Source organism: Bradyrhizobium sp. 197 (genome assembly GCF_023073375.1).
Classification (GTDB): Bacteria; Pseudomonadota; Alphaproteobacteria; order Rhizobiales; family Xanthobacteraceae; genus Bradyrhizobium.
In genome coordinates this window covers 52,692-75,876 of the sequence record NZ_JADPJJ010000129.1, presented here as the reverse complement: position 1 = coordinate 75,876, position 23,185 = coordinate 52,692, and the positions used below count along the sequence as shown (strand labels likewise).

The window sequence follows — 23,185 nt, the reverse complement described above, 5'->3', positions numbered from 1 at the left end:
TCTTGTTTGCGGTAGCACCGTCCGCTAGAACACTGCGAGATATTTCAGCAGCGACACGATACCGATGATGATGACGACAACGCGCGCGATCTGCTTGGCTCGGCCATCCATCGGCAACATGTTGATGAGGTAAAGCACGAGAATGACGACGAGAAAGGTGACGAGTACGCCGACCAGCATCGCTGGGACCCCCCTTTAGGCAAAGTTGCTGACGGTTTCACAACGCGCAACTCCCGCACCGGTTCCATCGCCGCAACCCTCTGCAACTTCTAGTAAATACGTACTTCTACGATCCGCCGGCCTGCCTAAAACTTTACCCTTTTCCTTTCAGATGCAGAAACCGTTTGGGTCCTGAGCCGCAAACGGCATGCGATTGCCGATTCTTGCGTGCCCCTCTTTTCCGATGTTGCCCGGGGCGACGTCACGAACTTTGCAACGGGAATTGGGGACTTCGATGCTGAATCGTCTGACCGTATCCGCGCTGCTGAAGGCGGTGATCGCGATCACGTCGGTCTGTGTGGTGATCTCGCTCTCGCTTACTGCCTACGAGTCGTGGGATCGCCTCAGGACCGCCAACCGCATCTCGCAGATCGCCGACGCCTCCGCCGATTTGTTCAAAGCGATGCACAATCTGCGCACCGACCGGTCGACCACGTCACGGCTGTTGAACGCGACCGAGCCGATGGACCCCGAAATCGAGAAATATCTGCGGAGCCTGCGCGATGCGCAGATGCCGGCGATGGCTCGCGCGCTCAAGCTGCTGCCTAGCATCGACTTTCCGCAATCGGGCACGATGGTGCCGGAGCTGGCTCGCCTCTACAAGCTGCTGATCGAGGAGCAAACGCAGTTCTGGGACGACGTCGCCAAGGCCAAGGATCAACGCCGGGCCGGCCTGACCAAGGAATACATGGAGACGACCCAAGGCCTGCTCGATGTGCTCGACAGGCTGTCGAACACGCTAGCCGGCACTGTCAACCACCAGGACGCCACGATCGACCAATTGCTGTCGATCAAGCAGAACGCCTGGCTGCTGCGCAACACCGCAGGCGAAGCCTCGCTGATCGTCTCGACCGGCCTGGCGGCGGGGAAGATCACGCCAGAGCGCCGCTACAACTACACCCAATATGTCGGCGGCACGGCGGCGATGTGGAAGGCGCTGGAATTGTCGACGTTTGGCATGCAACTGGCACCGGCGCTGACCTCTGCCGTGGCTGCTGCCAAGACCGCCTATTTCGAGCCGCAATATTTGGCCTTGCGCGACCGCCTTGCGGACGCGCTGGTAAAGAGCGAGAAGCCCGAGATGACCGCCAACCAGTGGAGCCCGCTCACGGTCGGCCGCATGGCAAGCGCGGTCGCGGTAGCGGAAGCCGCACTCGACGCCGCCAGGACGCATACGCTGGAGCAGCGCAGTGGCGCGCAGCGCGCCCTGATCGTGCAGCTCACGCTGCTAGCGCTAGCCATGGGGCTTGCCGTCGGCGCGATCATGCTGGTCAGCCGCCGCGTCATCACTCCGCTCAACACCATCCGCGATGCCATGCTGAAGGTCGCCGGCGGCGACCTCGCGGTGGACAGCGGCTATCTCGATCGCCAGGACGAGATCGGCGCGCTTGCCGGCGCACTGGAGACCTTCAAGCAGCAGGCCAACGAGAAGCTCAAGATCGAGGCGCACGAGCGCGAGCGCAATGTGGGCGCCACCGCGCGCCAGCGCGCGGTCGAGGCCTATGTCGGCGAGTTCGAGGGCGCGGTGCGCAAGACGCTCGGCGAATTGAGCGAAGCCTCCGGCGAAATGCGCAAGACCTCGGGCGATCTGTCCGCGGTGTCGCGCCAGACCAACGACCGCGTGCAAATCGCCGGCAAGGCCTCCAACGACGCCTCGATGAGCGTCGACAGCGTCGCTGCCGCCGCCGAGGAGCTTTCTGCATCGATCAACGACATCAGCCAGCAGGCCGCACACGCCGCAGGCATCGCCAGCCGCGCCGTCAACCAGGCCCGCGAAACCGACAGCACCGTTCAGGGGCTAGCACAATCCGCGGGACGCATCGGCGAGGTCGTAGGCCTCATCAACACCATCGCGGCACAGACCAATCTGCTGGCGCTGAACGCCACGATCGAGGCCGCGCGCGCCGGCGAAGCGGGGCGCGGGTTTGCGGTTGTGGCATCCGAGGTGAAGTCACTGGCAAGCCAGACCGCCAAGGCGACCGAGGAGATTTCGGAGCAGATCGCCGACATCCAGAAGGTCGCCGGCGATGCCATCAACGCGATCCAGGCGATCGGCGGCATCATCGGCGAGGTCAATGAAGTCGCCACCGCCATCGCCGCCGCCGTACAGGAGCAGGGCGCGGCGACCCAGGAGATCACCCGCAGCACGCAATACGCGGCGCAGGGCACCAAGAACGTTTCGGAGAATATTTCCGGCGTAAAGGCCGACGCCGATACCGCAGCCGGGGCCGCCGAGAACGTCAAGCAAGCCTCCGAAACGCTGGAAACGCAGAGCCGCCAGCTCGGTCATCAGGTCAGCGACTTCCTGGGCAAGATTCGGGCGGCGTAGGGCTGCGGGCGCTATCCGCTCACAGTCATCCTGGAGAAAGCCAGGACGACGTGGAAAGAGCTCCCCCTACTCCTTCGCCACCACCGGCACCTGGCGGAATCTTGCGCGCACCGAGTCCGGCAGCGGAGAGAAGTTCATCGCGACGCCGCGACGGTCGTTGGCATTGCGGCTGGCGACCACCAGGCCGTCCGCGCCCGCGACGATGTCGCCCTTGCGCAAGGTGGGATCGTCGTCGACCTTGACCTGAGCGAGCCCGGCCGGATCCTTGCCATTGCAGGTGCAGCCCGCCACGATCTCGTTGCGGTATCGGAAGGCGTTCGGCAGCTCGGAATAGGATTTTCCCTTGTCCGTCGTGGCGTCGTCGATATTGCCGCCATAGACCAGCGAAGTCTCCGAGGCCGGGCAGAAGCTCTTGCAGGACTGCGCCTTGCTCTCGGCATCGTTTCCCTGCGCCGGGAAATAGCGACCGTCGCAGCCGCGCACGCAATAGGCCGTGCCGCCGCCATAGGAGGCCCGCTGGCGCGGCGCGTCGTATCGCGGCACGTCATCGCCGGGGAACGGCATGCGGATCTCCGGCGCCGGCCGCCCGCGGAAGCCGCCGAACAGCGCCGAGAAAAAGTCCTCCGCGTGCGCCGACGGCGTCAGCGCGAGGCCGAAGGAGGCGACGGCGAAGAACGCCGCCGCGCCACCTGCCAGTTTGCCGATCGAACGTCTCTTCATGTAACCTCGCTCAACTCTAATTCACGGCCGACGTCGAAATGTTCAGCGCCTGCCTGCCTGAAGGCAACGTCGTCGGTGCCGGGCGCTTGCGCAGGGAATCTCCGCCTCTCGCCATCAGCGGTGCGTTCTTCGGCAGCACCACGACCTTGGCGCCGACATTGACGCGGCTAAACAGGTCGGTGACGTCCTCGTTGGTCAGGCGGATGCAGCCGGACGAAACGAACTTGCCGATCGTGGTGGGATCGTTGGTGCCGTGGATGCGGTATTCGCTCGAACCGAGATACATCGCGCGCGCGCCGAGCGGATTGCCGGGACCGCCAGCGACGAAGCGCGGCAGATAGGGCTGGCGTGCGATCATCTCGGCCGGCGGGTGCCAGTCCGGCCATTCCGCCTTGCGGCTGACGCTCTGCACGCCCGACCAGGTGAAGCCCTCGCGGCCGACGCCGACGCCATACCGGATGGCGCGGCCCTGGCCGAGCACATAGTAAAGATAAGTGTTGTTGGTATCGATGACGATAGTACCGGCCGGCTCGCTCCGGTCGAAGCTGACGATCTGCTTGCGCAGGCGATCGGGCAGCGCGGCATCCTCGTCGGAGGCCTGCGACTCCTGATTCGCATAACCCGGCCTGGCATAGCCCTGCGAATAACCCTGATCCTGCGGATAGGCCTGCTCCTGCGGGTACGTATAACCCAGCGTCTGCGCGCTCGCGGCGCCGAACGGCACTGCCAGCACAGCGGTTGTGAAGGCGAAAGCGGCGATGCGGCGCGGCGGAAAGCGGCGTCGGACTGCAGAGAACTTGGTCATGTGCTGCCCCGTTGGATGCCTGCATCAGGGTGATGCGCTGATCCGATAAACGCGGTCGAGCCGCTATAAGTTCCGCGGCAGGATGCGGCCTCCAAGTCACAGTCAAGCGAGCGTCTCTTCACGAAGCGGCGATGGAACCGGTGGCGCGTTGGTACGTTTCTCATTTCATAGGGCACGCGGACCGAAGCCTTCCGTGCCGGAGAGGTATTGTGCGCGTCCTTCCCAGTGAACGTATAATTCCCGGCAACAGCGAAGGCACACCGCTCCCCGAGCGCCACGGCGAACTTCCGCCAGTGATCCGGCGCACCGAATTCGTCGCATTCGCGCTTGCGGGACTGCTGCTGATCGCGGTGGTCGCCGTTCTCTATGTCGGAAAGGCGTTCTTCCTGCCTGTCGTGATGGCGTTCGTCACCGGCACGATGCTGTCGCCGGCGGCAACCTTCCTGGAGGAGCGGAAAGTGCCGCGCGGGCTCGCGGCCGCGTCGATCGTGATCGCGGTGACCGCCGTGGTCGGCTTCATCGTCGCGCTGATCGCCTCACCGCTGATGGAATGGAGCTCGCGCCTGCCCGAACTCGGCGCGCAATTGAAGGACAAGCTGCACGTGTTCGACCGGCCGCTGGCGTTGTGGCAGGAGCTGCAGACGATGGTCGGCGGCGGCTCGGACGGCTTGCACAGCTTCCAGATGCCGAAATTCGAATGGGTGCAGCCGACGCTGGAATTTTTGTCGCCAACCTTTACCGAATTCCTGCTGTTCTTCGTCACCCTCATCCTGTTCATCGCGAGCTGGCGCGACCTGCGCCGCGCGATGATCATGACCTTCGGCGATCACGACGCGCGGCTGCGCACGCTTCGAATCCTCAACGAGATCGAGGTCCATCTCGGCAACTATCTTCTGACCGTGACTGTCATCAATGTCGGCGTCGGCATCGGCGCGGGCCTGGTCTGCGCGCTCATCGGCATGCCCAATCCCGCCGGCCTCGGAGCCCTCGCGGCCACCCTCAACTTTATCCCGATCATCGGGCCGGTTGCGATGTTCGCCATTCTGGTCGTGGTCGGACTGGTCACTTTTCCGACCATTGGAGGTGGCCTGATGGCGGCGCTTGCCTTTGGCGGCCTCACCTTCCTGGAGGGGCACTTCGTCACACCAACCATCATCGGCCGGCGGCTGGAGCTCAATGCGCTCGCCGTGCTGCTGGCGCTGGCATTCTGGACATGGCTGTGGGGCCCGATGGGCGCGTTCCTGTCGTCGCCGCTTCTGATCGTCGCGCTGGTCCTGAAGGAGCATCTGCTGCCGACGGATTCGCCGCAGCTCCCACAAGGTTGAGAGGTTTCGATGACGGAACTTCCGTCACGACGAAACGTTCTCCGCCCATCTCAACCGCCAACAGTTCGGAGCTCCCGATGTCAACGTCCGACGGCGAAGCCAGGATGAGAGACTGGACTGACAAGGCCACCGCAGAACGCCTCGAGAAGGATGTAGCAGCCGTGAAAAACGATATCGCCGCCCTCACCGACCAGATCACCGACGCGCTCAACGTCTTTGCCAATTCTGCCGGCAAGCAAGCCCGCCGCGGCTACCGCCAAGCGCGCGAAAACGTGGATTCGACCTTCGACGACATGTCGGAGCGCGGCAGCGCCATGATGGGCGCAGCGCAAGATGCCTACGGCTCGATCGAGGAGAGGCTGGAAGACGCGATCACGCAGCGACCGCTCGCGACCGTCGGCATCGCGCTCGGCATCGGCTTCCTGATTGGTGCCGCCTGGCGCCGCTGAGGTCGTGAACGAGCTTTGAAACGGCGGCGCTGCGGCGCCGTCGGTGCCGGCATGTGACGATTCGGCTCGTGGGGGTTTGAGGAGCAAGGCCATGTTTCAGCGCATCATCGACGGGATCAGCGCATCCACCGGCACGACTGTGCGGCTGACCTCGTTGGCGGCGGGCGCGGCGCTCGCGCTCTTCATCACGACATGCTTCCTGTGCGCGGCGGCATTCATCTCGGTGCTGGAAAAATATGGTCCGGTGCAGGCTTGCCTCGCCGGTGCCGGCGTTTTCTTTCTGCTGACCCTGACTGCTGCAGTGAGCTATTGGGCCTACAAGCGGCAGTTGCGCAAGCAAGCCCATATCGCGGCCGAGCGCGCCGCGAAGTCGACGGCCGCGAGCATGCTCGCGGACCCCATGCTGCTCGCCACGGGACTCCAGATCGTTCGCGCCATCGGGATCAAGCGGCTGTTGCCGATCCTGGCGATCGGCGGCGTCGCCCTCGGAATCATGGCGAGCCGCGCCGGCGTGCCCGACGAGACGTCGGCTGAACCTGCCGAGTGACGGCTCAAGCGGGTTAGAAAATTTCGTCGTAAGTCTCACGAGCGCATTTATCGGAATTGGGCACGGACGCCGCCGCGCAATTTTGCGCCATTTGGCACCAATGCCCCCTTCATCACGCAATCGCTACTCGGATAGGCAGGAGGTTGCCGCTACAAGCAGCGCCCCTGATTCCAAAAGCTATTTTTTTCGATGAAACCGTCCGTCAAGGCGAACCTCGCCGCATTCAATCACGACGCCCGGCTCTATTTGACGCTCGGCATCGCCAACTGGTCGATTTTCGTCGACCACATCCCGAACAATGTCGTCAACTTGCTGACGCTGCGAAACTTCGGCTTCAGCGGCGCCGCAGATCTGTTCGTGTTCGTGGCCGGCTATGGCATGGCCATCATTCATGGCAAGATGGTGCTGGAGCGTGGTTACGTCGTCGCAGCGACGCGCATCTTCCAGCGCGTTTGGCGGCTCTACGCCGCCTATGTCGTTCTGTTCGTGATCTACATCGACACCATCGCCTATGTCGCCTCGCAATCGATGGCGCCCGAGATCATCCACGAATACAACATTTCCGGGATCATCGAGCATCCGCTGCGCATCCTGGTACGCGGACTGGTGCTTCAGGAGGAGCCGCTGAACCTCGATCTCCTGCAACTGATGATCCCGCTGATGGCGTTTCTTCCGTTCGCGCTGTGGGGGCTGTTGCGGCGTCCGAACCTGACGCTGGCGGCATCGGTCGCCCTGTACTTCGCGGCGCGCTGGTTCGATTGGAATTTCCGGGTCTATCCGGACCAGGAGTGGACCTTCAACCCGTTCTGCTGGCAGATGCTGATGGTGCTGGGCGGCTGGTTCGCCGTCACCGGTACGTCGGGCCGCACCCTGCACGGCCTGACCTGGCTGCGCGTGCTTGCAGGCGCTTATCTCGTATTCGCGATGGCGATCACGCTGATGCGCCACTCGCCGACGCTGGCCGTCTACTTGCCGGATATCGTGCTCGACAACATCACGCCGACCGACAAGGAAAACCTCGCACCCTATCGCGTGGTCCACTTCCTCGCGCTCGCTTTCCTCGCGACCCATCTGGTCCCGGCCGATCATCCCGGTCTGCAATTGAGGCCGCTCCAGGCGGTCATCAGATGCGGCGAGGAATGGCTCGCCGTGTTCTGCGTCGGCGTGTTCCTGTCCTTTGCCGGACATCTCATCCTGATCACCGGCGCCAATCTGGTGGTGATGCAGATCGCCGTGAGTCTGGCCGGCTTCGCGGCGATGGCCGCGGTCGCGTATTACATCGCTTGGTCGAAGCGGCAGGACCTGCCCGCGGCCTTGCGCCAGCAGGCCTAGCCCGGCACCTTCCGATTCCGCTAGGCCGACCATCACGGCTGCGCTATGCGGAGCGGGAGCGGATTGCGCGAGGAGGCCGGGCGTGGCGATGGCGAAAGGCGGGGGTGAGGGAGCCGACAGCGCGCCCCGGCGCGGCCGGCCAAGGTCGATCGAGACCACCAACGCCATTCTCCAGAGCGCCTATGCGCTGATGGCCACGACCGGCCTTGCCGCCACCACCATCGACGCGGTCGCGCGGCGTTCCAGCGTCTCCAAGATGACGATCTACAAATGGTGGCCGTCTCGCGAGGCGTTGCTGATCGACGCCTTCCTCCAGCATGCCGCGCAGATGCTGCCGCTACCGCCTGCAAGCTCCGGCAGTGCCGCCGCGCGCGCACGCCGCCACGCCGCGGCCTATGCCGAAGCGCTCCAGGGCGAGTTCGGCAAGGTCCAGCTCGCCGTGATCTCCGAATGCATTTCCAAGACCGGCTCAGCCGAGCTGTTCTACGCCCGCTATCTGCAATTCCGCCGCGACGCCCTGGTCGAGATGATCGCCGCCGGCCAGAACGACGGCAGCATTCTGGCGGAAGCACCGCCGGAGGATCTCTACGACGCGATCTATGGCGGCCTGTTCTACCGCTACGTCTTCCGCACTGCGCCGATCACGCCGGCCTACGCGCGCAATCTGGTTGACCTCGTGCTGCGGCCGAAGAGCTAGCCTCGCATTACCGCGCCGGCCGGATCGGTGCTGAAAGCTTGTCAGTGCGGTCGCGTTCGGTCACGTCCTCGACCGTGTCCATCGGCGCGGTCAGCTCGTAGACATAGGAGACGTCGGTGAAATAGCGCTTGGCGGCGCCGCCGAGCGCCTCGGGCGCGACGCGGTCGAGCAGGATCAGGCCGAAATCGGAATCGGGGCGGCGCGTCGCCTCGCTGGTGTTGAACTCCTCCCAGCGGAAATGAAAAACCTCGCCAGTCCCCTCGCTCGTCACCGTCCAATTGGCGGTGATGTGCGGATGCTTGCCGACCAGCGACAGGCCCTCGTCGGAGTGCGAGGCCAGTTCGAAGAACAGCAGCGACAGGCTCTGCGCCGCGCGCGCGCTGACTGCGATATCCGGACCGGTGACGGCGATGCGGTCGGCGTGCGGGATGGCGCGCGCCTCGAACAGGCCCTTCAGCTTGACGCCCTGCCACTGGCTCTCGCTGAGCAGCGAGACGACGTTGGACATGGCGTGAATGCGGCCGATCAGGAGTTCACGCGCGACATCGATGTCGGAGCCATGGCGCAGTGTGCGCGTCACGATCGACTGGATCACCGCCAGGATGTTCTTGACCCGGTGGTTGAGCTCGTCGATGACAGCCGTCAGCCGGCGCTCGAAGCCGATTCTGACCTGGATTTCCCGGCTGAGCCGCAGATTGTTGTAGGCAACATAGCCGAACAGGCCACACACCATCGCGGTGATCGCAAAGCCGATCGCCGCCACGATGATCGCAGTCTGCTCGGCGCGACGCGCCGAGCTGGTCTTGGCGTAATAGCCGAGCTGCCAGTCGCGACCGCCGAAGCTCACCGTGCGCGTCGCCGACGGCGCCGGCCCATCCGCCGCCGTCGTGCGGGCGGAGACCACGCCTTGATCGTTGGCGACAAGCTCGCCACCCTCCCTGCGCGGATCCTTCAGCGCGACCGCGAACAGCGACATGTCGTCATTGGTCAGCATCAAGGAGGCGAGCTCGTAGGAAAATGTGATGAAGCCCACCGGCTCCGTCGCGCCCTCGGGGATGACCGGAGCGGCCACGATGATGCCGACCGGTCCGTCGCCGCGCAGGAGAGGAACCGGCTCGGAGGCAACCGACCTCTTCTCCACTCTGGCGCGTATCAGCATGGCGCTGCGCACCTGATCCTGGTCGTAGCTGCGGCCGGGCAGCGCCTTGGTCTCATTGCTGCGCGGTTCGAGGTCCATCAGCACGTCGATCGGCTGAGTGACACTCGCCGGATCGATCGGCTTGTCGTCATAGCTGCGGATCCGCGGATTGGGGAAGCCGGCGCTGGCGATGGCAGCCTGCGCTGCGGCAAGCTCGTTCGGCTTCAGGCGGGCGACCCAGCCGGCCACCACGAAATCGGTCTTGAAGGCGTAGATCGCCGAGCGCAGCGGCTCGAGCATGTTCGGTTTGAGCACCGACGGCGTCCGGAACAGGCCGGAGGCGACCCGCGCGAGCAGCTCGCGCTCGGTGAGCCGGTCCTGGACCAGGCTCGCATGGACGTCGATCGCGCGCGCCAGCGCGATCCGGTCCAGCGCCAGCTCCTGGTCGTGGACGCGATAGGCCGCAAGCCCGGAGAGCAAGGCTCCGAGCAGGGCGATGAAGCCGATGATGAAACCCAGCCGGACCACGCGACTACTCAGGCGAAAGCGGGAGGTCGGCAATAAACAAGGAACATATGAACGCCGCTCGAACGGCCATGTGCCGAAACAGGGTGAACCCCGGTGGCGGAGATAATGAAGGAGGAGGCATCAGTACGCAACTTGGGTCGCCTGAAAAGCATAATCCGCTCGGCCGATGGTCCGGCCGGGATGGTTCTGCTCCCGGGCACCGGAGGTAGATAATCGCCCTGTCCGAAATTTGTTCCGCGGATGGCTCCGCCCACTGGGCGTTAACGGAGAGAAACGCCTGCGTTAAGTCGTCGCGTCGGTCAGCTGTCCCGTTTCAAGCCGCCTTTGGCCTCGATGAAGCCGATGATGCGGTCGAGCCCTTGGCTCTTCTTCAGGTTGGTCATGACGAACGGACGCTCGCTGCGCATCCGCCTGGCGTCCGTCTCCATCTTTTCCAGCGAGGCGCCGACATGGGGCGCCAGGTCGATCTTGTTGATGACAAGGAGGTCGGACCGGGTGATGCCGGGGCCGCCCTTGGACGGTATCTTGTCGCCGGCCGCGACGTCGATGACGTAAATGGTGAGGTCGGCGAGCTCCGGGGAAAAAGTGGCAGCGAGGTTGTCACCGCCGGACTCGATCAGCACGAGATCGAGCCCGGGAAACTTGGCGCGCATGTCCGCCACCGCTGCGAGATTCATCGAGGCATCCTCTCGGATCGCGGTATGCGGGCAGCCGCCGGTCTCGACCCCTGCAATGCGATCCGGCGTCAGCGAGCCCGAGCGCACGAGGAATTCCGCATCCCATTTGGTGTAGATGTCGTTGGTGATCGCGGCGATGTCGTAGCGCTCGCGCATGGTCTTGCAGAGCAGGTCCATCAGCGCGGTCTTGCCCGATCCGACCGGGCCGCCGATGCCGACACGCAAGGGGCCGTGAGACGTAGCCATCGATTCTTTCCTATCGTCGTCCTGGCGATTGCGGAATGTACTGGCCCGCAATCATGATCTGAACAGCCGCGTATATTGCGTTTCGTGCCGCAGGCTGGCGAGGTCGGCGCGAAACGTCGCGCTGCCGAGATCGTCCAACGTCGCATTCAGCGCACGATTGGCCGTCGCGGCAACCGCAACTTCCAGCTTCACCAGCACGCGCTGGCTGTCGGTCTGGCCGAGCGGAATGAGCCGGCTGGCCGCGGAAATCCAGTTCGAGACCAGCGCATGCAGGAAGCCGTGCAAGGTCGGCGCCAGCGGCACGCCATGCACGGCAGCGACGACGCCGACGGCGACGGGATAGACCAGCGGCGTTCGGCATGCCCCAACCATGGCATTCAATCCGTCGGCATCCCAAGCGGCGCGGGCGATGTCGATGAAGGCGCGGCCCTGCGACGTCGTCTCCAGCTGGCGCTCGCGCGACGGCACAAAGGCCGCGGCGAGCTCGGCGATATCGCTCAAGGTGGCGCCCTCGTCCGCTTCAGTGGCGCGATAGGCGTGGACCAGAAACGTCGCATCGCAAAAGCCCGAGCCGTCGCGGAGCATTGCGTCGAGCCAGTCCGCCAGCGTCGCTGTGTCCGCGATGTCTCCGGCTTCGACCGCCCATTCGATGCCGCTGGAGTAGGAAAAGCCGCCGACGGGAAACGCTGGCGACAGCCAGGTCATCAGCCGGTACAGCGCCGCCGCCTCGCGCTCCGCGAGATCGCCGGCGCCGACCGGCTCATTTGTGGTCGTGAGCATGCTTGTGGCCGTGGTGATGGTCGGGGTGATCGCAATGCTCATCGTGGTGATGATCGTGGCTGTGACCATGGTCATGCGCAACATGGTCATGCGCGGCATGGTCATGACCATGATGATCATGGTGACCGTGGCCATGATCGTGATGCGCGTGGTCGTCGTGTCCATGTGCGTGGCCGGCATCGGCATAGGCGCCGCCTTCGGGATCGAATGGCGCCTCGATCTGGATCACGCGCGCACCGAGGCCCTTCACCATGGCCTCGATGACGTGGTCGCGGCGAATGCGCAACCCCTTGGCCATGATCTGCGTCGGCAGATGGCGATTGCCGAGATGCCAGCCGATGCGGATGAGGTGGTGCGGATCCTGGCCGCGGATCTCCAGCAGCGGCTCGGGCGCGGCGACCACCTCGATCAGCCGACCGTCCTCCAGCACCAGCGCATCGCCGCCGCGCAGCGCTATGGCATTCTCCAGGTCGAGCAGGAAGGCGAGCCCCCGCGTCCCCATCATCGCCATGCGGCGGCGGTGCCGATCGTCGAAATCGAGCACGACTGTATCCGCCGGCGCTTCTGCGAAGCGGTGTTGTCCCTTGACCTGCGTCGCCCGGATCATGCGCTGCTACCTCAGAGCTTCTCGACCTTGCCGTCGCTGATGATCTCGATCACCGTCGGCGCCGTCTTCATCTGCGCGGAATATTCGCGCCACACCTTCATGTGCGGCGCCTTGGCATGCGCCGTGAGATCATCGCGGGTCTCCCAGCGTTCGACCACCACGTACTGATTGGGGTTATTGACACTGACACTACCGTCGTAGGAGAGGCAGCCCTTCTCCTTGAGCGTCTCGACGGTGCAGGCCTTGTGCCCCTTGATGAAGTCGTCCTTGTTTTCCGGCTTCATGGGCGTGGTGGCGATGACATAGATCATGAGGGTTATTCCCTGTTGTTCTTGTTAGCGTATGTCGACCTTCTCGGGCGTGATCACTTCGATCTTCGGCGGTGCCGTGAAGCACTTCACCGCGACGCGGCCGAATGTCTTCATGTGCTCCTGGCCGCGATGCGGCACCAGCGCCTCGGCATTCTCCCACTGTTCGACGAACACCATCTTGGCGGGATCGGTGACACTCTCGTGCAAATCATAGGCGATATTGCCGGGCTCTTTCCGGGTCTCCTTGATGCAGGCAGTGGCAGCTGCAATGAATTCGGCGCGCGTTTCGGGCTTGATGGTCAGGGTGGCAACGACGTAGATCACGAGAAATCCTCCCGGCTTTTCTTTTGGGTTCAAGATACCGGGCGGGACATTAGACCAGGCGGGATCGAACGCAACACCGTAAATCCGCTCCCCCGGGGGCGCGCCGGGGGCATGTGTCGAGGCGCTATTTCAGTACATGAAATATCGCTGCGCCATCGGCAGCACTTCGGCCGGCGCGCAAGTGAGAAGCTCGCCGTCGGCGCGCACCTCATAGGTCTCCGGATCGACCTCGATATTGGGCGTGGCGTCGTTGTGGATCATGCTCTTCTTCGAGATTTTTCCGCGGGTGTTCTGGACCGCATAGAGCTTCTTGTCGATTCCGAGTTTTCGCGCGAGGCCGCCGGTGATCGCGGCCTTCGAGGTGAACACCACGGAGGACGCGGTCCGCGCCTTGCCGAAGGCACCGAACATCGGCTGGTAGTGCACCGGCTGCGGCGTCGGGATCGAGGCGTTGGGATCGCCCATGGGCGCTGCGACGATCATGCCGCCCTTGACGATGCAGTCCGGCTTGACGCCGAAGAAGGCCGGCGACCACAGCACGAGATCGGCGAGCTTGCCCTTCTCCACCGAGCCAATCAGCTTCGAGACGCCATGGGCGATCGCGGGATTGATGGTGTATTTGGCGATATAGCGCTTGACGCGAAAATTGTCGTTGTCCTTGCCCTTGTCCTGCGGCAGCGAGCCGCGCTGCTTCTTCATCTTGTCGGCGGTCTGCCAGGTGCGGATGATGACTTCGCCAAGGCGGCCCATGGCCTGGGAGTCCGAGGACATCATCGAGAGCGCGCCGAGATCGTGCAGGATGTCCTCGGCGGCGATCGTCTCCTTGCGGATACGGCTCTCGGCGAAGGCCAGATCTTCCGCGATCGAGGGATCGAGATGGTGACACACCATCAGCATATCCAGATGCTCGTCGATGGTGTTGCGCGTGAAGGGGCGCGTCGGGTTGGTCGAGGACGGCAGCACGTTCTTCAAGCCGGCGACTTTGATGATATCAGGGGCGTGACCGCCGCCGGCGCCCTCGGTGTGGAAGGCATGAATGGTGCGGCCTTTGAAGGCCTTGATGGTATCCTCGACGAAGCCGGATTCATTCAGTGTGTCCGTGTGGATCATCACCTGGATGTCGTAATCGTCGGCGACCGACAGGCAATTGTCGATGGCAGCCGGCGTCGTGCCCCAATCTTCGTGCAGCTTCAGCGCACAGGCGCCGGCCTTGATCATCTCGACCAGCGCGGCAGGCCGCGAGGCGTTACCCTTGCCGGAGATGCCGAGATTGACCGGAAAGGCGTCGAACGACTGGATCATCCGCCCCATGTGCCACGGCCCCGGCGTGCAGGTGGTGGCGAACGTGCCGTGCGAGGGACCGGTGCCGCCGCCGAGCATCGAGGTCACGCCAGAGATCAGCGCGTGCTCGATCTGCTGCGGACAGATGAAATGGATGTGACTGTCGAAGCCGCCGGCGGTGAGGATCTTGCCCTCGCCCGCGATCACGTCGGTGCCGGGACCGATGACGATGGTGACGCCCGGCTGGATGTCGGGATTGCCGGCCTTGCCAATACCGGCGATCATGCCGTCCTTGATCGCGACGTCGGCTTTCACGATTCCCCAGTGATCGACGATCAGCGCATTGGTGATGACGGTATCAGCCGCGCCCTGCTTGTTGGTGACCTGTGATTGCCCCATGCCGTCGCGGATCACCTTGCCGCCGCCGAATTTCACCTCCTCGCCGTAGGTGGTGAAATCCTTCTCGACCTCGATGATGAGGTCGGTGTCGGCCAGCCGCACCCTGTCGCCGGTGGTCGGACCGAACATGTCGGCATAGACGGAACGCTTTATTTTGACGGACATCACAAGCCCCGTTTGCGTTTGAATTTCGGATCGGTGCTCACAGCGAGGCCCTCGCTGTGAGCACCATGTCGTCGAATGTCGTATCGAGCCAGGCGTTGTCGCCGCGGCAGCCCGCGATCACCTGCTCGGACCAGCCGACGTAGTCGGTGAGGTCGTCACGCTCTTCGGCGGCTGGATCGGAATGAATGCGCGCGCCGATGTTGCTGATCTTGTCGGCGATCTTGATCAGCCTGGCACCGGCCGACTTTTTCGGTGCTTCGATCACCTGCCGACGCCGTCGTTCGGCCTTCGGCAGGCTCATGTCGTCGGTGCACTCGACGACGAGTGACGCGACACGGTCGGAGAATTTTTGCGCGAGCTCCTCGCGCGTGGTGTCGGTGTCCTCGATCGCATCATGCAGCCAGCCGGCCGCAACGAGTTCGGCGTCGGCGCCATCGGTCGCTATCGCAAGCAGGTTCGCGACCTCGGCGAGGTGATTGATGTAAGGCTCATGACCGCGGCCCTTGCGCGCCATCCCGTTGTGGCGGCGCGCGGCGAACTCGGCGGCTTCGGAGACGAGGCGGACGGGTGACAGCATGGCAAAGACCTCCGTTTTCGTCTCAACCGTGCCGTGCCGCGCTCGTTCCTGTGGAGCTCACAGCTTCCCCATCACGTCGCCGCGGAAGCCGTAGATGGTTTTCTTGCCGGCGACGGCGACGAGCTGGACGTCGCGGGTCTGGCCGGGCTCGAACCGGACGGCGGTGCCGGCGGCGATGTCAAGGCGCATGCCGCGGGCCTTCTTGCGGTCGAACTTCAGTGCCGGATTGGTCTCGAAGAAATGGTAGTGTGAGCCTACCTGGATCGGACGGTCGCCGGTGTTGGCAACCGTCAGCGTCACGGTCTTGCGGCCAGCATTGAGCTCGATCTCGCCGTCCTGGATGAAGAGTTCGCCGGGGATCATGCTCTCGCTCCTACCTGATCGGCTCGTGCACGGTGACGAGCTTGGTGCCATCCGGAAACGTCGCCTCGACCTGGATGTCGTGGATCATCTCGGGGATGCCGGGCATCACCTGTTCACGGGTGAGGACCTGCGCGCCGGATTGCATCAGCTCGGCGACGGTGCGCCCGTCGCGTGCGCCTTCGAGGATGAAATCGGAAATGATCGCGATCGATTCGGGATGGTTGAGCTTGACGCCGCGATCCAGCCGGCGGCGGGCCACGATGGCCGCCATCGAGACCAGAAGCTTGTCCTTTTCGCGGGGAGACAGGTTCATGCGAAATCTCTTCCGTTCAACGCATCAATTCAGCCGGTCAGTTCAGCCAGAGCCTCGGCAGCGCCGCACCGCTGCGCGCCAGCACGGCCATCATGTCGGCACGCAGGCGCGCCGCATCTTGGGCACAGAACCGCGCCATTGCAAAGCCATTCCAGGCGGACATTCCGACCTCGCCGGAGAATGAGTCCGACTCTTCCCGGATGCGCTCGATCAATGCCTCGTCGCCGGGCACGATCAGCGCCGTGCCGATCGCCGCGCCGCTTTTGGCCATCGCGGATCGCGCGAGTTTTGCGCCGATATTGCCGTCGAGCCTGACGGTTTCCGCGAACACGAGCTTGCCGCCGCGGGAGAGCCGCCAACGGTCGACGAATTCGCCCTGCTCCACCCGCTCGCCCATGGAGGTGCGGCCGAACACGACGATCTCGCAAAGCAGGAGCGAGGCCGTCTCATCGAGAGCGATGTCGAAGCTACGATGGACGCGGGCCCGATCGAACAGAATGGTCTCTTGCGGCAGCCATCCGATATGCGCACCCGCGGCGACCTTCAAGGCGATATTGAGCTGCGCCGCCGCTCCGGGGGCACGATAGACCTTCTCGGCCGCCGCCGTGGTCAAGGTCAGGCGCGAACCCTCGCCCGCGGCAATATCGATATCAAAATTGTCCCCGCCGGCAACGCCGCCGGCCGTGTTGACGAACACGCCGGAGAGGCCCTCGCCTTCCGGAGAGGGAAAGCGGACGCGCAGGGAGCCGGATTCATGCAAGATCCCTCGCCGCGTCACGCCGTCGCGCGCGTGGACGTCGAAGCGCACTACGCCACGGGCGCGGTTGGCTTCAAACACCGAAGATGTCGTTAAAACGTCGCTGCGCATCCGTCTCCCCAGCCGGCCGCAGCAGAAATTTTGGGATTACAGCGCCATCTGGCGGCTGATTTCGGCCGGGTCGAGATTGGAGCGGTCGCAGGTGAACTTCACCGCGCCGCGATCCATCACCGCAAAACTGTCGCCGAGTTCGCAGGCAAAGTCGAGATATTGTTCGACCAGCACGATGGCGATGTTGCCGAGGTTGCGCAGGTACGAGATGGCGCGGCCGATGTCCTTGATGATCGAGGGCTGGATGCCTTCGGTCGGCTCGTCGAGCAGCAGCAGCTTTGGCCGCATCACCAGTGCGCGGCCGATCGCGAGCTGTTGCTGCTGGCCGCCGGAGAGATCGCCACCGCGCCGGCCGAGCATGGATTGCAGCACCGGGAATAGCGAGTACACGTCGTCCGGAATGTGCCTGTCCTCGCGCCTGAGCGGGCCGAAGCCGGTCTTGAGATTCTCCTCGACCGTCAGAAGCGGAAATATCTCGCGGCCCTGCGGCACGAAGCCGATGCCTTTGCGCGCGCGCTCATAGGGCTTCAGGGCCGTGATGTCGCTGCCGTCGAGCACGATCGCGCCCGATGAGATCGGATACTGGCCGACCATGGCGCGCAAGAGCGAGGTCTTGCCGACGCCGTTCCGTCCGAGCACGCAGGTCACCTTGCCCGGCTCGGCCGCGATCGACACACCGCGCAGGGCCTGCGCCGCACCGTAGAACAGGTTGATATCCTTGACCTCGAGCATCGTTCAGCGTCCCAGATAAACTTCGATGACCCGCTCGTTGGCCGAGACCTGGTCGATGGTGCCTTCGGCGAGCACGGTCCCCTCGTGAAGGCAAGTGACCTTGACGCCGAGCTCGCGCACGAACGTCATGTCGTGCTCGACCACCATCACGGTGTGGGTCTTGTTGATTTCCTTGAGCAGTTCGGCGGTGAGATGCGTCTCGACGTCGGTCATGCCGGCGACCGGCTCGTCGACCAGCAGCAGCTTCGGATCCTGCGCGAGCAGCATGCCGATCTCGAGCCACTGCTTCTGGCCGTGGCTGAGGCTGCCGGCGAGACGATTGCGGGCATCGGTGAGGCGGATCGTCTCCAGCACCCTGTCGATGCGCTCGGACTCGTCCTTGCTGCCACGCCAGAACAGCGTGCCCTTGACACTGTGGTCGACATTGAGCGCCAGCAGCAGGTTGTCCTGCACGGTCTGGCTCTCGAACACGGTCGGCTTCTGGAATTTGCGGCCGATGCCGAGTTCGGCGATGCGGGTCTCGTCCAGGCGCGTCAGGTCGGTGACGCCGTCGAACAGCACCGTGCCTTCGTCGGGCTTGGTCTTGCCGGTGATGATGTCCATCATCGTGGTCTTGCCGGCGCCGTTCGGGCCGATGATCGCCCGCATCTCGCCGGGCTCGAGCGTCAGCGACAGGTTATTGATGGCATGGAAGCCATCGAAAGAGACGTGCACCCCGTCGAGATAGAGCATTGCGGAAGTGGCGCGGGTGTCCATGACGTTCATCGCGCTACTCCGCCATCCTGGGTTCGGTGATGCCGTCTTCGGCCGCGGCGCTCGCCGTCGTCGCAGCGGCGCGCTTTTCCTTCGACGAGTCCCACCATGCATTGAAGGTGCCGACGATGCCCTTCGGCAGCAGCAGCGTCACCAGGATGAACATCGCGCCCAGCATGAAGAGCCAGTAGGGCGCGAGCATGCCCGAGGTGAAGACCGTCTTGGCGTAGTTGACGACGACGGCGCCGAGCGCCGCGCCGACCAGCGTGCCGCGGCCGCCGACCGCGACCCAGATCACCGCCTCGATCGAATTGCCCGGCGCGAATTCGGACGGGTTGATGATGCCGACCTGCGGCACGTAGAGCGCACCGGCAACGCCGGCCATGCAGGCCGACAACGTGAACACGAACAGCTTGTAGGATTCGACCCGGTAGCCGAGGAACCGGCTGCGCGATTCCGCGTCGCGGATTGCGATCAGCACCTTGCCGAGCTTGGAGGACACGACGGAGCGGCAGATCAGGAAGCTCGCGATCAGCGCCAGGCAGCTCAGCGCGAACAGCGCCGCGCGGGTTCCTTCCGCCTGGACGTTGAAGCCCAGGATGTCCTTGAAGTCGGTCAGGCCGTTGTTGCCGCCGAAGCCGAAATCGTTGCGGAAGAAGGCGAGCAGCAGCGCGTAGGTCATGGCTTGCGTGATGATCGACAGATACACGCCGGTGACGCGCGAGCGGAAGGCGAGCCAGCCGAAACAGAAGGCGAGCAGTCCCGGCACGACCAGCACCATCAGGGCTGCGAACCAGAACATGTCGAAGCCTTGCCAGTACCAGGGCAGGTTCGAATAGTTCAGGAACACCATGAAGTCCGGCAGGATCGGGTTGCCGTAGACGCCGCGGCTGCCGATCTGGCGCATGAGGTACATGCCCATCGCATAGCCACCGAGCGAGAAGAAGGCGCCGTGACCCAGCGAGAGGATGCCGCAATAACCCCAGATCAGGTCGATCGAGAGCGCGAGAATTGCGTAGCAGACATATTTGCCCCAGAGCGCGACGAGATAGGTCGGCACCTGCAGGAACGAGCCCGCGGGCAGCAGCAGGTTGGAGAGCGGGATGAGGATGCCGCAGGCCGCGACGACGGCAAGGAAGATCGTCGCGCCGCGGTCCAGCGACCGCGTCAGCATGTGAGGGGTCATGCTTCCACCGCACGGCCCTTGAGCGCGAACAGGCCGCGCGGCCGCTTTTGAATGAACAGGATGATGAGAACGAGGATCGCGATCTTGCCGAGCACGGCGCCGGCGACCGGCTCCAGGAATTTATTGGCGATGCCGAGCGTGAAGGCGCCGACCAGCGTGCCCCAGAGATTGCCGACACCGCCGAACACCACGACCATGAAGCTATCGATGATGTAGCTCTGGCCGAGATTGGGGCTGACATTGTCGATCTGCGACAGCGCCACGCCGGCGATGCCGGCGATGCCCGAGCCGAGACCGAAGGTCAGCGCGTCGACGCGTGAGGTGGCGATGCCCATCGAAGCCGCCATGCGGCGGTTCTGCGTCACCGCGCGCATCTCGAGCCCGAGCGCCGTGTAGCGCAGCATCGCGAGCAGAATGACGAACACCGCAAGCGTGAAGACGAGGATCCAGAGCCGGTTATAGGTGATGGTGATCTGGCCGAGCTCGAACGCACCGCTCATCCAGGAGGGGTTGCCGACCTCGCGGTTGGTCGGACCGAACATGGTGCGCACCGCTTGCTGGAGCACCAGCGACAGGCCCCAGGTCGCCAGCAGCGTCTCCAGCGGACGGCCATAGAGGAAGCGGATGATGCTGCGCTCGATCAGCACGCCGAGGGCGCCGGCGACGATGAAGGCGAGCGGCACGGCGATCAGCAGCGAATAGTCGAACAGGCCGGGATAGCGGGTGCGGATCACGTCCTGCACCACGAAGGTGACGTAGGCGCCGATCATCACCATCTCGCCATGGGCCATGTTGATGACGCCCATTACGCCGAAGGTGATGGCGAGCCCGATCGCGGCGAGCAGCAGCACCGAGCCGAGCGAGAGGCCGTACCAAGCATTCTGCACGGTGGACCAGACCGCCAGCGAGCTCTGGATCGAGCCGATCGCGCTCGCGGCGGCCTTGGTCACAGAGGCCGGCTGGTCGCCCATGCCGGTGAGCAGCGCCAGCGCCTCCTGGTCACCGCGCGCCTTGAGGGTGGCGACGGCTTCGAGCTTCTCGACCTCGGCGGCATCAGGCTTGAACAGCAGGATGGCGGCGCGGGCGTCGCCGAGCGCAGCCTTGACGGATTTGTTGGTTTCCTTGGCGAGCGCACCATCGACCGCCTCGAGCGCGGTTTCGTCGTGCGACTTGAACACGGATTGCGCAGCCTGGAGCCGCGTTCCGACATCCGGCGACTGCAGCGTCAGGCTGCCGATCGCAGCATCGACGCTGCGGCGCAGGCGGTTGTTGAGACGCACTGCGCTCGCGCTGTCGGGAACGCTGGCGACGGATTCACCGGTCGCCGCGTCGACCGACTTGCCGTCGGCGCCGGTGACGTAAACCTTCTTGCTATCAGGATCGGCCATGAGGCGGCCGTCCTGGAGCGCGCTGATGATGGGAAAGGCCAGCTTGTTGCCGCTGCTCGCGACGACGCCGATCGCTTCATCCGTGTCGGAAAAATCATCGTTGGCGAATTTGGCGACCGCATCCTCGAACGGACCGGCGAAGGCCGGCAGCGCGAACGCGATCAGGAACAACGAGAGCAGGAGCGAACAGAAACGGGCGGACAAATTGGCTGGCACTGTGAAAGACCCCGGCAGAATGGTGGAGAAGGCGGCGGGATCGCCGCCTTCTCCGATCGTGCAATGGAGCGTCAGATCCGGATCAGGAGCCCGAACCGAGGCACTTGTTGGTCTTGGTGTTGAAGTTGCCGCACTTCTTGCCGACCCAGTCGCCGACCAGGTCCTTGGAGCCGTCGAGCTCCTTCGACCAGGCATCGCCCGCGACAAGACCCGGGGTTTTCCACACCACGTCGAACTGGCCGTTGGCTTTGATTTCGCCAATGAACACCGGCTTGGTGATGTGATGGTTCGGAAGCATCTTGGAGGTGCCGCCGGTCAGGTTCTTAGCTTCGATGCCCGGGAGCGCATCGATCACCTTGTCCGGATCGGTCGACTTCACTTTCTCGACCGCCTTGACCCACATGTCGAAACCGATGACGTGCGCTTCCATCGGATCGTTGGTCACGCGCTTCGGATTCTTGGTATAGGTCTGCCACGCCTTGATGAACTTCTCGTTCTCCGGCGACTTGATCGACTGGAAGTAGTTCCAGGCGGCGAGATGGCCGAGCAGCGGCTTGGTGTCGATGCCGGCGAGTTCTTCCTCACCCACCGAGAACGCGACGACCGGGATGTCCTTTGCCTTGATGCCCTGGTTGCCGAGCTCCTTGTAGAACGGAACGTTGGCGTCGCCGTTGATGGTCGAGACCACCGCGGTCTTCTTGCCGGCCGAGCCGAACTTCTTGATGTCAGCCACGATCGTCTGCCAGTCGGAATGACCGAACGGCGTGTAGTTGATCATGATGTCTTCCTGGGCGACACCCTTGGACTTCAGATAGGCTTCCAGGATCTTGTTGGTGGTGCGCGGATAGACATAGTCGGTGCCCGCGAGCACCCAGCGCTTCACCTTCTCGTCCTTCATCAGATAGTCGACGGCGGGAATCGCCTGCTGGTTCGGCGCAGCACCAGTGTAGAACACGTTGCGCTCGCTCTCCTCGCCCTCGTACTGGACGGGGTAGAACAGGATGCTGTTCAGCTCCTTGAACACCGGGAGCACCGACTTGCGCGACACCGAGGTCCAGCAGCCGAACACGACCGCAACCTTGTCCTTGGTGATCAGCTCGCGCGCCTTCTCGGCGAACAGCGGCCAGTTCGAAGCGGGATCGACGACGACGGCTTCGAGCTTCTTGCCGTTCACGCCGCCCTTCTTGTTCTGCTCGTCGATCAGAAAGAGGATGGTATCCTTCAGCGTGGTTTCGCTGATGGCCATGGTGCCGGAGAGGGAGTGAAGCACGCCGACCTTGATGGTGTCGTCAGCGGCCTTCGCACTGGAAATGGAAGCCAGACCGAGCATCAGTCCGGCGGTCGCGGCGAGAACGCCACGGCGGCTAAATGACGCCGCTATATCGTGAGTGGATTTGCTATGCATGAGTGTCTCATCTCCCTGACGCAGACGTGAAAAACGCTGCGAAACGGCCCCACGGCCGCCTGCGATTAACGGATTCGCAAGAACCGTGCCATGGATTGGACACCAATCAAGTCATTGTTTTTGTTTGGAAAATTTCCTGAAAACGAAGTATCGCCACTATTCGCCAGCCCAAAATTTAGGCAATTCAAATGTATGCGAAAGCGGCAGGCAGGTTACTTTCTGAGCAGGCTGCGCACTCTGGCTAAATTTCCGGCATAACTATTTCTGCACCGCAATCGCCATTTGTGGCCCACGTGCCTTGAAAGCGCCCCCTCAATGTTCCATATGGTGGCCGAGGCCTCTTGCGAATCAAGAGGCCGTTGCGAGCCGCGTGTTCTTAAGCCCTTTCGGGCGTCTGGCTTGCCCCATCTCACCAAGCCATCCGACACCCCAAACACGCAGGTGTCCCATTTGACACCCCTATTGCGCGTGCCCCGCTAACTGCGCCGGGCGCCTGCTTTCGACA

General features: G+C 63.8%; 25 protein-coding genes. 6 read left to right on the top strand and 19 right to left on the bottom strand.

The window, feature by feature from the left end; genetic code table 11:
• Positions 1-24 precede the first annotated feature (24 nt).
• On the bottom strand, positions 25-180 hold the full coding sequence (locus IVB27_RS28740; RefSeq protein WP_007599832.1) for a Thivi_2564 family membrane protein: 156 nt from the start codon (positions 178-180) through the stop codon (positions 25-27).
• Between the two features lie 274 nt (positions 181-454).
• Here IVB27_RS28740 and IVB27_RS28735 point away from each other — a divergent pair, with 274 nt between their 5' ends.
• Positions 455-2,548, top strand: a complete 2,094-nt coding sequence (locus IVB27_RS28735) for a methyl-accepting chemotaxis protein (protein ID WP_247446306.1) — start codon at positions 455-457, stop codon at positions 2,546-2,548.
• 66 nt (positions 2,549-2,614) lie between these two features.
• Here IVB27_RS28735 and IVB27_RS28730 read toward each other — a convergent pair whose 3' ends face one another.
• Positions 2,615-3,268 carry a DUF2865 domain-containing protein gene (locus IVB27_RS28730; RefSeq protein ID WP_247446305.1) on the bottom strand — a complete coding sequence of 218 codons (654 nt, stop codon included), beginning with the start codon at positions 3,266-3,268 and terminating at the stop codon, positions 2,615-2,617.
• Between the two features lie 16 nt (positions 3,269-3,284).
• Positions 3,285-4,073, bottom strand: a complete 789-nt coding sequence (locus IVB27_RS28725; RefSeq protein ID WP_247446304.1) for a L,D-transpeptidase — start codon at positions 4,071-4,073, stop codon at positions 3,285-3,287.
• A gap of 209 nt (positions 4,074-4,282) precedes the next feature.
• On the opposite strand from IVB27_RS28725, the gene IVB27_RS28720 reads away from it, so the two are divergent.
• The 5 genes from IVB27_RS28720 (at position 4,283) to IVB27_RS28700 (ending at position 8,423) form a co-directional block, all read left to right on the top strand.
• Positions 4,283-5,398: an AI-2E family transporter gene (locus IVB27_RS28720; RefSeq protein ID WP_247446303.1), complete on the top strand. Its 1,116-nt coding sequence runs from the start codon at positions 4,283-4,285 to the stop codon at positions 5,396-5,398.
• A 77-nt stretch (positions 5,399-5,475) separates the two neighbouring features.
• A complete protein-coding gene (locus tag IVB27_RS28715) occupies positions 5,476-5,847 on the top strand; it encodes an ElaB/YgaM/YqjD family protein (protein ID WP_247343768.1) in 372 nt (123 codons plus the stop codon).
• Between the two features lie 91 nt (positions 5,848-5,938).
• Positions 5,939-6,394, top strand: coding sequence for a hypothetical protein (locus IVB27_RS28710; RefSeq protein ID WP_247343771.1), 456 nt, complete (start codon positions 5,939-5,941; stop codon positions 6,392-6,394).
• 189 nt (positions 6,395-6,583) lie between these two features.
• Positions 6,584-7,726 (top strand): OpgC domain-containing protein, encoded by a 1,143-nt coding sequence (locus tag IVB27_RS28705; RefSeq protein WP_247343773.1) that lies wholly within the window; start codon positions 6,584-6,586, stop codon positions 7,724-7,726.
• An 88-nt stretch (positions 7,727-7,814) separates the two neighbouring features.
• Positions 7,815-8,423 (top strand): TetR/AcrR family transcriptional regulator, encoded by a 609-nt coding sequence (locus IVB27_RS28700; RefSeq protein WP_247446357.1) that lies wholly within the window; start codon positions 7,815-7,817, stop codon positions 8,421-8,423.
• A 7-nt stretch (positions 8,424-8,430) separates the two neighbouring features.
• Here the strand turns inward: IVB27_RS28700 and IVB27_RS28695 are convergent, their stop codons facing one another.
• The 16 genes from IVB27_RS28695 to urtA all read right to left on the bottom strand — a co-directional run bounded on the left by IVB27_RS28695 (position 8,431) and on the right by urtA (position 22,680).
• Positions 8,431-10,089 (bottom strand): CHASE domain-containing protein, encoded by a 1,659-nt coding sequence (locus IVB27_RS28695; RefSeq protein WP_247446302.1) that lies wholly within the window; start codon positions 10,087-10,089, stop codon positions 8,431-8,433.
• A 299-nt stretch (positions 10,090-10,388) separates the two neighbouring features.
• A complete protein-coding gene (gene ureG / locus IVB27_RS28690) occupies positions 10,389-11,012 on the bottom strand; it encodes an urease accessory protein UreG (protein ID WP_247446301.1) in 624 nt (207 codons plus the stop codon).
• A 51-nt stretch (positions 11,013-11,063) separates the two neighbouring features.
• Positions 11,064-11,792, bottom strand: coding sequence for an urease accessory protein UreF (locus IVB27_RS28685; RefSeq protein ID WP_247446356.1), 729 nt, complete (start codon positions 11,790-11,792; stop codon positions 11,064-11,066).
• Positions 11,773-12,399, bottom strand: coding sequence for an urease accessory protein UreE (locus tag IVB27_RS28680; protein WP_247446300.1), 627 nt, complete (start codon positions 12,397-12,399; stop codon positions 11,773-11,775). Before IVB27_RS28680 ends, IVB27_RS28685 begins: the two co-directional genes overlap by 20 nt.
• A gap of 11 nt (positions 12,400-12,410) precedes the next feature.
• On the bottom strand, positions 12,411-12,710 hold the full coding sequence (locus IVB27_RS28675) for a putative quinol monooxygenase (protein WP_247343784.1): 300 nt from the start codon (positions 12,708-12,710) through the stop codon (positions 12,411-12,413).
• 24 nt (positions 12,711-12,734) lie between these two features.
• Entirely contained in the window at positions 12,735-13,034 is a 300-nt protein-coding gene (locus IVB27_RS28670; RefSeq protein WP_247343788.1) for a putative quinol monooxygenase, read from the bottom strand.
• Positions 13,035-13,163: 129 nt separating this feature from the next.
• On the bottom strand, positions 13,164-14,879 hold the full coding sequence (ureC, locus tag IVB27_RS28665) for an urease subunit alpha (protein ID WP_247446299.1): 1,716 nt from the start codon (positions 14,877-14,879) through the stop codon (positions 13,164-13,166).
• 37 nt (positions 14,880-14,916) lie between these two features.
• A complete protein-coding gene (locus IVB27_RS28660) occupies positions 14,917-15,456 on the bottom strand; it encodes an HD domain-containing protein (protein WP_247446298.1) in 540 nt (179 codons plus the stop codon).
• Positions 15,457-15,513: 57 nt separating this feature from the next.
• A complete protein-coding gene (locus IVB27_RS28655; RefSeq protein ID WP_007599812.1) occupies positions 15,514-15,819 on the bottom strand; it encodes an urease subunit beta in 306 nt (101 codons plus the stop codon).
• A 10-nt stretch (positions 15,820-15,829) separates the two neighbouring features.
• The gene (locus IVB27_RS28650; protein ID WP_247446297.1) at positions 15,830-16,132 is read right to left on the bottom strand and encodes an urease subunit gamma; all 303 of its coding nucleotides are present in this window, start codon (positions 16,130-16,132) and stop codon (positions 15,830-15,832) included.
• A 37-nt stretch (positions 16,133-16,169) separates the two neighbouring features.
• On the bottom strand, positions 16,170-17,000 hold the full coding sequence (locus IVB27_RS28645; RefSeq protein WP_247446296.1) for an urease accessory protein UreD: 831 nt from the start codon (positions 16,998-17,000) through the stop codon (positions 16,170-16,172).
• A gap of 36 nt (positions 17,001-17,036) precedes the next feature.
• On the bottom strand, positions 17,037-17,732 hold the full coding sequence (gene urtE / locus IVB27_RS28640; protein ID WP_247343807.1) for an urea ABC transporter ATP-binding subunit UrtE: 696 nt from the start codon (positions 17,730-17,732) through the stop codon (positions 17,037-17,039).
• A gap of 3 nt (positions 17,733-17,735) precedes the next feature.
• Positions 17,736-18,497: an urea ABC transporter ATP-binding protein UrtD gene (urtD, locus tag IVB27_RS28635; RefSeq protein ID WP_247343809.1), complete on the bottom strand. Its 762-nt coding sequence runs from the start codon at positions 18,495-18,497 to the stop codon at positions 17,736-17,738.
• Between the two features lie 4 nt (positions 18,498-18,501).
• Positions 18,502-19,671: an urea ABC transporter permease subunit UrtC gene (gene urtC / locus IVB27_RS28630; protein ID WP_247446295.1), complete on the bottom strand. Its 1,170-nt coding sequence runs from the start codon at positions 19,669-19,671 to the stop codon at positions 18,502-18,504.
• Entirely contained in the window at positions 19,668-21,275 is a 1,608-nt protein-coding gene (gene urtB, locus IVB27_RS28625; RefSeq protein WP_247446294.1) for an urea ABC transporter permease subunit UrtB, read from the bottom strand. Before urtB ends, urtC begins: the two co-directional genes overlap by 4 nt.
• An 82-nt stretch (positions 21,276-21,357) precedes the next feature.
• Complete coding sequence (urtA, locus tag IVB27_RS28620) at positions 21,358-22,680, bottom strand: urea ABC transporter substrate-binding protein (RefSeq protein WP_247343819.1); 1,323 nt, start codon at positions 22,678-22,680, stop codon at positions 21,358-21,360.
• Between the last annotated feature and the right edge of the window lie 505 nt (positions 22,681-23,185).